The sequence below is a fragment of the Candidatus Planktophila sp. genome, assembly GCF_046070465.1.
Taxonomy (GTDB): Bacteria; Actinomycetota; Actinomycetes; order Nanopelagicales; family Nanopelagicaceae; genus Planktophila.
The window spans coordinates 1-4650 of record NZ_JBJTMK010000018.1 but is presented as its reverse complement, the minus strand read 5'-3'; the positions used below and the strand labels follow the sequence as shown (position 1 = coordinate 4650).

Below are 4650 nucleotides of genomic sequence, written 5' to 3'. Positions count from 1 at the left end.
TGACAACCTCATTGATTAAGAAAACACTTTTCCTACTTACTCCCCTCGCACTCATCGCAGGCGTAGCATCTCCTGTATCGGCTTCGGCTGCTACATCGACGCGCTACATCACTGTGAGCGCCGAAGGAACAGTCAAGGTTGCACCAGATGCAGTTCGATTGACCGCGACTGTGACTGCAGTATCACCAACTAATAAAGAGGCTCTTGCAACAACTTCCACCAATGCAGCTGCTGTACGTAAAGCGTTGATTGCTGCCGGTATTTCGACAAAAGATATTGCGACACAGAACATCACTGTCTACCCTGAATACAAATACGACAGCAATGGCGGATCTACTCTGACTGGCTACCGTGGTTCACAGGTATTTTCAGTCGTTATCCGCGCAGCAGCTTCTGCTGGCGCAGTTGTTGATGCGGTCGTTGCTGCAGCTGGTGATGCGGTGCAAATCAATGCAGTATCACCATTTATTCTCGATTCAGCTAAGGCAGCAGAATCTGCACGCGCAGTAGCTGTTAAGAATGCAAAGGCGAAGGCAACTTCATATGCCAAGCTGCTAGGAGTAAAACTCGGAAAGGTTAACTACCTCACCGAGAACGGCAGCCCGGCAATTTCGGTACCCGTCTACGCTGCATCAGCAAAGGCGGAAGATGCTTCGACTGTGGTAGATCTTGGTCAGCAGGATGTCACCGTCTCTGTAACAGTGCAGTGGGTGTTGTAATTCATGCAAGAAGGTTCGAAGCGACTTCGCGAAGTTCTTAAGACTCTCGTCGAAGAAGAATCTATTAGCCCAGAGCAATCCGAGCTCATAGATTCTCGCTTTGAAGCTCTCGATGGTCCAGATTCACGAAAGAGCATCTTCGCTGAAATTGCGGCGTATCTCGGCGGCGCATTCGTCATCATTGCCGTCCTTTTTATTGCAGGAAAATTTTGGGGAGATGCACCGCGCGCTGTTCAAACCGCAGCTGCCGCATTTGTCTCAATCGCGCTTCTCGTTATTGCCCATTACTTAAGCGATCTCAATGCGATGCGCCTTCGACTCACCAGCGTGCTCTCAATGGGCGCGGCAATCGCGGCAACGGGTGCGGCCGCTTTTGCCGCTGACACCAATGGCGCTCCTTGGTTTCCATTTCTGACAGGTACGGCTGTCGCCTTGTATTCGTTTATTCGATACCGCCATGAGATTTTGCATATTGGCTGCTATGGATTTCTCTTTATTACAGGTTTTATGACAATCGGTCGCTTCTACGGTGTTGAGCCAGATCAAAGTGCTGTTTACGCATTGTGGTGGGTTGCGCTGGGAAGTATCTGGGTTTATCTCTCCTTCGAGAGAAAAGTTAATCAAACTCTTGGTTATCTGATTTCAATGGCGACTTTCTTTCTTGCAACGCAATTTCTCTTCGCCACAGATCACCGAGTCATCTCATATCTGATTGCGATTGTCGTCGCTCCGGCATCTGCCTTTATCTTTCTCATCGATCGCAGGTGGCCGCTACTTCTTGGTGCGGTTGCCATCACTACTGTCACGACTGGCGAATTCGTCGCCGCAACATTGGGTGGTTCATTAGGGGCACTGATTGGCTTGCTAGCAGCTGGAATTACATTGATTTCAACCTCGATGGTGGCTATTCGCAAGAGCAGATAACCGGTTTGGAGCCTGCGCTCTGACCCGGTATTCTTTCCCAGCCTCATACGTCCCCATCGTCTAGGGGCCTAGGACATCGCCCTTTCACGGCGGTAACACGGGTTCGAATCCCGTTGGGGGCACGTAAGGCACTTGCAGTAACGGCTTTGATTTATCAAGGCCCGGTAGCGCAGTTGGTTAGCGCGCCGCCCTGTCACGGCGGAGGTCGCGGGTTCAAGTCCCGTCCGGGTCGCTAGAAAGAGAGAGTGTCCACACGCTCTCTCTTTCTTACTAAGGCAGTTAACAATTACATAATGGCTCGGTAGCTCAGTTGGTACGAGCGCGCGACTGAAAATCGTGAGGTCGACAGTTCGATCCTGTCCCGAGCCACTCTTCTCTTCCTCTCTATGTCATGCTCTCTCTATGAGAGAAAAACGCTTGGGCAATTCGGCAGCCCTTCTGATCAAGCAGTTCTCCTCTCCTATTGTCTTGATTCTCTTCTTTGCTACCGCAATATCAATAATTGCTGGTGACACTATTGATGGCCTGATCATTCTGGCAATCATTATTCCCAGTGGCCTTCTCAGCTTTATACAGGAGCATCGAGCTGGTCGAATCATGGATGGCCTTCTCACACAATTGGCGACTCCCGTTCGGGTAATACGTAATGGTGAAGAACTCTTCATTGATGAAGAATCTCTTTCAATCGGTGACGTTGTCCTTCTTAAAGCTGGCGATCTGATCCCAGCCGATCTCAAGATCATAATTGCATCAGATTTAATGGTGGATGAATCTGCACTGACTGGCGAATCTTTCCCAGTAGAAAAGTCTGAAGGTGAGATCTATTTCGGAACTCATGTCGTCTCCGGTACAGCGCAAGGAAGAGTTTTTGCTCTTGGTCGAGATACTCGATTTGGAAAACTAGAGGCTGATTTACAAGCTGCTCCGCCTCGTACATCTTTTGAGATTGGAATTGAAGACTTCGGAAAGTTAATTGCGAAGTCGATGTTTTTTCTCGTAACTCTCATCTTCCTTGTCAACCTCTACTTTCATCGCCCGCTCTTAGAATCACTCCTCTTCTCATTGGCATTAGCGGTAGGCCTCACCCCGCAATTGCTTCCGGCCATTATTAGCGTGTCACTCAGCGCTGGCGCACATGTTATGGCAACTAAAAAAGTGCTCGTGAAACGATTGGATGTCATTGAGGATTTTGGATCCATGACCGCACTCTGCACAGATAAGACCGGGACGCTTACCTTGGGAACCGTCTCGCTCGATCGAGCAATCGATTGCGAGGGAAAAGCGAGTAATCGAGTTCTAGAACTAGCGGCGCTCAATGCGAGTCTTCAAAAATCATTTCTCAATCCCATCGACCAAGCAATCGTTGCCGCTCATCCAGAGCCGCCCGTTATCGCTGCTCTAGATGAAATACCTTACGACTTCACTCGAAGAATGCTCTCAATTCTTACCGCTGAAGGTGAAATTGTTACCAAAGGTGCCTTCCACTCAGTCGTAGATAAGTGCTCTTCCTTATTAATTGAAGGAGAGCTAGTCGAACTTGCAGGTTATCGAGAGCGCATCGATGCACTTTTTCAAGAGCTAAGCAGCAAGGGCGGGCGAGTAATTGCAGTGGCCTCTAAGCGGAGTGCATCAACTTCGCTCTCTCACGCTGATGAATCAGAGTTGCACCTTGAAGGTTTTCTTCTCTTTATTGATCCAGAAAAACCGGACGCAAAAGAATCGATTACGCAGCTCAAAGAACTTGGAATCGAACCTTTTCTGATTACCGGCGATAACCCATTTGCTGCCCAGTACATAGCCAATCGAGTTGGCTTGAAAACCAGTCGAGTTCTAGATGGCAAAGCCATATCCGAAATGAGCGAACTAGAGCTTCAGGAAGCGCTAGGTGATGTCCGGGTATTAGCTGAAGTCGATCCCATTCAGAAGGAGCGAATAGTCTTAGCGTTGAAGAGAATTGGCCATACTGTTGGATTCTTTGGTGATGGAATAAATGATTGCGCTGCAATTAAAGCTGCAGATGTAGGAATTTCTGTAAGCAATGCAGTTCCAGTTGCAAAGGATTCTGCTGCTGTAGTTCTTTTGGAATCCGATCTACGTGTGTTGGCAGATGGAGTTCAATTAGGACGCAAGACATTTCTTAACACGATGAAGTACATACGGGTCGGCCTGAGCGCTGCCTTCGGAAATATGCTCTCTATGGCAATCGCCTCGATATTTCTACCATTCCTTCCTTTGCTCCCAATCCAGATACTGCTGTTGAATTTTCTATCGGACTTCCCGGCGCTGATGATCGCCGGCGATAACACTGACCCAGAAAGCCTTCAGCGGCCTACCCGTTGGGATATCAAATCTATTCGACGCTTCATGCTCATCTTTGGTGTCATTAGTTCTCTCTTTGATTTGCTCACATTCTGGCTACTCATCAACATCTTTCATGCCGATGAAGTTCTCTTCCGAAGTGCGTGGTTTATCGAATCAACTTTGACTGAATTGGTAGTCATGTTGGTTCTCAGGAGCCAGCGCCCATTCTGGCGAAGCAAGCCAGGAAAAGGACTGGCGATATCAAGCGCCCTACTTGCACTTATCGTCTTGGCTCTGCCCTACACCCTGATTGGGCACTCACTCAAAATTGATGGAGTGCCGGCAGTACAGCTTGCTACCCTCGCCGGGTTAATTGTGATCTATGCGGCAGTCAACGAAGTGGTGAAGAGGCGAGTTCTACAAGAGCCGAGGCTCTCCTAGTAATTCTTCAAGACGTGTCTTCAGAGCTTCCGCATCACCAGCTATGAGCAACCGCTTATCTCGCCCGAGTTCACCGAAGACGATTGTGAAGTCACGGGCGCGCAGATTAAATGCATTCGCTAACTCTTTAATAACAGCTTGATTTGCTTTGCCATCAACTGCTGGCGCTTGCACTGCAACCACTAGCCGTGGCGGTTCACCAACAGATCCGCCAACTTTGTTACGGGAAGAATTTGGCCTTACGCGAATCTCGAGAAGAAACTGC

4 protein-coding genes and 3 tRNA genes are annotated in these 4650 nt (G+C 48.8%); 6 read left to right on the top strand and 1 reads right to left on the bottom strand.

What is annotated here, in order from left to right; genetic code table 11:
* The 6 genes from ACKOVI_RS00820 to mgtA form a co-directional block, all read left to right on the top strand.
* The coding region (locus ACKOVI_RS00820; RefSeq protein WP_509601879.1) for an SIMPL domain-containing protein at positions 1–719 on the top strand (719 nt) is incomplete at its 5' end.
* A 3-nt stretch (positions 720–722) separates the two neighbouring features.
* Positions 723–1643: a DUF2157 domain-containing protein gene (locus ACKOVI_RS00815; RefSeq protein WP_509601877.1), complete on the top strand. Its 921-nt coding sequence runs from the start codon at positions 723–725 to the stop codon at positions 1641–1643.
* Between the two features lie 49 nt (positions 1644–1692).
* Positions 1693–1765 (top strand) — tRNA-Glu (locus tag ACKOVI_RS00810).
* Positions 1766–1801: 36 nt separating this feature from the next.
* A tRNA-Asp gene (locus tag ACKOVI_RS00805) sits at positions 1802–1875 on the top strand.
* A 63-nt stretch (positions 1876–1938) separates the two neighbouring features.
* A tRNA-Phe gene (locus ACKOVI_RS00800) sits at positions 1939–2012 on the top strand.
* Between the two features lie 33 nt (positions 2013–2045).
* A complete protein-coding gene (gene mgtA / locus ACKOVI_RS00795; protein ID WP_509601875.1) occupies positions 2046–4385 on the top strand; it encodes a magnesium-translocating P-type ATPase in 2340 nt (779 codons plus the stop codon).
* Here mgtA and ACKOVI_RS00790 read toward each other — a convergent pair.
* Positions 4362–4650 (bottom strand): DUF167 domain-containing protein (locus tag ACKOVI_RS00790; RefSeq protein WP_509601873.1); only part of this gene is annotated, 289 nt, incomplete at its 5' end. The genes mgtA and ACKOVI_RS00790 overlap by 24 nt on opposite strands.

Excerpts from the sequence above, each read along its gene's own strand:
- ACKOVI_RS00815 (WP_509601877.1), top strand. The coding sequence starts at position 723 with ATGCAAGAAGGTTCGAAGCGACTTCGCGAAGTTCTTAAGACTCTCGTC.
- mgtA (WP_509601875.1), top strand. The coding sequence starts at position 2,046 with ATGAGAGAAAAACGCTTGGGCAATTCGGCAGCCCTTCTGATCAAGCAG.